Raw genomic sequence first — 3,678 nt, forward strand, 5'->3', positions numbered from 1 at the left:
GGCTACGACTTCGCCGGACCGCCTACCCCGGCGCGGGTGCTGTTCGACTGGCGCTTCGACCTGATTTTCGGCACCGCCGCCTTGGTGCTCGCCGCGCTGTACCTGGCCGGAGTGCTGCGGCTACGGCGCCGGGGCGACGACTGGCCAGCGGGCCGGACCGTGGCCTGGCTGCTGGGCTGCCTGGCGTTGCTGTTCGTCACGTCGTCGGGTTTGGGTCGGTACATGCCGGCGATGTTCAGCATGCACATGGCCGATCACATGATGCTGTCGATGCTGGTTCCCATCCTGCTGGTGTTGGGGGGTCCGGTCAGCCTGGCGTTGCGGGCACTGCCGACAGCCGGCCGCGACGACCCGCCGGGTATGCGGGAATGGTTGCTGGCCGCCCTGCACAGCAGGCTTTCGAGGTTTCTCACCAATCCGATAGTCGCCACGGTGTTGTTCATCGCCGGGTTTTACGGGCTTTATCTGGGTGGTCTTTTCGACGCCGCGGTCGGCAGCCACATGGGCCATGTCGCGATGAACGTGCACTTTTTGGTCAGCGGCTACCTGTTCTATTGGGTGGTAATCGGTGTCGACCCGACGCCGCGGCCCATCCCGCCGCTGGCCAAAGTGGCGGTGGTCTTCGCGTCGTTGCCGCTGCATGCATTCTTCGGGGTATTCCTGATGAGCATGCAGAACGTGCTCGGCGAAAGTTTCTACCGGTCGCTACACCTGGGCTGGCACACCGACCTGCTGGGCGATCAGCGGCTCGGCGGCGGAATCGCTTGGGCAGCAGGCGAAATACCGCTGATCGTCGTGATGATCGCGTTGCTTGTGCAATGGACGCGTAGCGACCAGCGAACCGCCCGCCGGCTGGACCGCGCGGCTGAACGCGACGACGGCGCCGAGCTGGCGGCCTACAACGCGATGCTGGCCGAACTGGCCCGCCGCGACACATCGCGGCACTAGCTCGGATTGCCTCGCCGGCAACTGGACTACCAAGAGCCACGCCAGCACCAGCACCGGACCATCAGATGCTTCTGCAAAGCGATAGCGCATGCGATATCACCGGCCAAGAGTGACCGCGCGCTTACGCCATCCGCTACTTATCCACAGTCGCGTCTCTATCCACCGGTTCCGTCCCTCGACGAGTCGGCACAGCCGCGGTTGTCGGTCTGGCTGCGCTGACTGGACCCAGCACCGGCGGTGTGGCGTCACCGGGATTGCCCGGGTCGTTCGGCAGAGCACCGCCATTTTCAGAAAGGAAGAGCAATGTTCGAAACGCAGGTAACCGTGGTCGGAAACATCGTGAACGACCCGAAACGCCGGCAGGCGGGCGCACAGGAAGTGATGAAGTTTCGGGTGGCCAGCAATTCCCGCCGCCGCGTCGCTGACGGCATATGGGAGGCCGGCAATTCCCTGTTCGTCACTGTCAATTGCTGGGGCCGGCTGGTCTCTGGTGTGGGCGCATCGCTGGGCAAGGGCTCGCCGGTGATCGTGGTGGGCCACATCTACACCAGCGAATACGAGGATCGCGACGGCATTCGTCGCTCGACGTTAGAGATGCGCGCCACCTCGGTCGGCCCCGACCTATCCCGCTGCCACGCAAAGATCGAGAAGACGGTCTCGGTGGCAACGGATGCCCCGAGCACACCAGCCGTCGAGGGCGACGCGGCCGAAGCCGGAGATGACGCCGCGCCAGTGACCGAGACGGGGTTGGCGCTATCGGCCTAACCGCCTCCGCTGTGGCGGTGCCCGTCCGGTGACGATGCCCGCCGCGGAAGCGGCGGGAGAAGGAGCCGGGCCGTCTGCCTAGGATGGTCGGCGAGCAACGAAAGACCAGAGAGGTAACACTGCTGCATGGCTGAGTTCATCTACACGATGAAAAAGGTCCGCAAGGCGCACGGCGACAAAGTCATCCTCGACGACGTCACGCTGAGCTTCTATCCGGGCGCCAAGATCGGTGTCGTCGGCCCTAACGGGGCAGGTAAGTCGAGCGTCTTGCGGATCATGGCCGGGCTGGACAAGCCGAACAACGGTGAAGCCTTCCTGGCCACCGATGCCACCGTCGGCATCCTGCAACAGGAGCCGTCGCTGAACGAGGAGAAGACCGTTCGCGGCAACGTCGAAGAAGGGCTCGGGGACATCAAAGTCAAGCTCGACCGCTTCAACGAAGTCGCCGAACTGATGGCCACCGACGACTCCGACGAACTGATGGAAGAGATGGGCCGGCTGCAGGAGGACCTCGACCACGCCAACGCATGGGACCTCGACTCGCAGCTCGAACAGGCGATGGACGCACTGCGCTGCCCGCCGCCGGACGAGCCGGTCACGCATCTGTCCGGCGGCGAGCGCCGCCGGGTGGCACTGTGCAAGCTGCTGCTGGCCAAACCGGACCTGTTGCTTCTCGACGAGCCGACCAACCACCTGGACGCCGAGAGTGTGCAGTGGCTCGAACAGCACCTGGCGGCTTACGAGGGGGCGGTCCTGGCGGTCACCCACGACCGATACTTCCTGGACAACGTCGCGCAGTGGATCCTGGAGCTCGACCGCGGCCGGGCCTACCCCTACGAGGGCAACTACTCCACCTACCTGGAGAAGAAGGCCGAGCGGCTGGCTGTGCAGGGTCGCAAGGACGCCAAACTGCAGAAGCGCTTGCAAGACGAGCTGGCCTGGGTGCGGTCGGGGGCCAAGGCCCGCCAGGCCAAGGGCAAGGCCCGGCTGCAGCGCTATGAGGAGATGGCCGCCGAGGCCGAAAAGACCCGCAAGCTCGACTTCGAGGAGATCCAGATCCCCACCGGCCCCCGGCTGGGCAACCTGGTGGTCGAGGTCGAGCACCTCGACAAGGGGTTCGAGGGACGCACGCTGATCAAGGACCTCTCGTTCACGCTGCCCCGCAACGGCATCGTCGGAGTCATCGGTCCCAACGGTGTCGGCAAGACCACGTTGTTCAAGACCATCGTGGGGCTCGAGCAGCCCGACAGCGGAACCGTCAAGGTGGGCGAGACCGTCAAGCTGAGCTACGTAGACCAGTCTCGGGCCGGCATCGACCCAAAGAAGACGGTGTGGGAAGTCGTTTCCGACGGGCTGGACCACATCCAGGTCGGCCAGAACGAGATTCCGTCGCGAGCCTATGTGTCGGCGTTCGGCTTCAAGGGGCCCGATCAGCAGAAGCCGGCCGGCGTTTTGTCCGGTGGTGAGCGCAACCGGCTCAATCTGGCGCTCACCCTCAAGGAGGGCGGCAACCTGATCCTGCTCGACGAGCCGACCAATGACCTCGACGTCGAGACGTTGGGCTCACTGGAGAACGCGCTGGAGAAATTTCCCGGTTGCGCGGTGGTGATTTCTCACGACCGCTGGTTCCTCGACCGGACCTGCACCCACATCCTGGCGTGGGAGGGCGACGAGGACAACGAGGCCAAGTGGTTCTGGTTCGAGGGCAACTTCGGCGCCTACGAGGAGAACAAAGTCGAACGGCTCGGTGCCGAAGCGGCGCGTCCGCACAGGGTGACTCACCGAAGGCTGACGCGCGACTAGTGTCATGCCTACCAGCGCTGGTATGCGTGCTAAGGCAGGAGCGGTCGGCATGACGGGTCAACGCGGATCCTCCCTTCAGGGCGCCATGGACTGGACGAAGTTCGCGAAGCCCGAGGACGTTCCTGAGTGGATCCCGAAGGCATACGCAGACACCTACCAGGG

The 3,678-nt window shown here is 64.8% G+C and carries 3 protein-coding genes; all 3 read left to right on the plus strand.

The window, feature by feature from the left end; translation table 11 throughout:
- Positions 1 to 948 (plus strand): cytochrome c oxidase assembly protein (locus WAN71_RS17520; RefSeq protein ID WP_422226545.1); only part of this gene is annotated, 948 nt, incomplete at its 5' end.
- 303 nt (positions 949 to 1,251) lie between these two features.
- Positions 1,252 to 1,713 carry a single-stranded DNA-binding protein gene (ssb, locus tag WAN71_RS17525; protein ID WP_422226546.1) on the plus strand — a complete coding sequence of 154 codons (462 nt, stop codon included), beginning with the start codon at positions 1,252 to 1,254 and terminating at the stop codon, positions 1,711 to 1,713.
- 126 nt (positions 1,714 to 1,839) lie between these two features.
- Positions 1,840 to 3,516: an energy-dependent translational throttle protein EttA gene (ettA, locus tag WAN71_RS17530; RefSeq protein WP_422226547.1), complete on the plus strand. Its 1,677-nt coding sequence runs from the start codon at positions 1,840 to 1,842 to the stop codon at positions 3,514 to 3,516.
- Positions 3,517 to 3,678 lie beyond the last annotated feature (162 nt).

It is taken from the genome of Mycobacterium sp. (genome assembly GCF_049280035.1).
In the GTDB taxonomy this organism is placed as follows: Bacteria; Actinomycetota; Actinomycetes; order Mycobacteriales; family Mycobacteriaceae; genus Mycobacterium.

Coding starts and splice junctions, on each gene's coding strand:
- ssb (WP_422226546.1), top strand. CDS start 1,252: ATGTTCGAAACGCAGGTAACCGTGGTCGGAAACATCGTGAACGACCCG.
- ettA (WP_422226547.1), top strand. CDS start 1,840: ATGGCTGAGTTCATCTACACGATGAAAAAGGTCCGCAAGGCGCACGGC.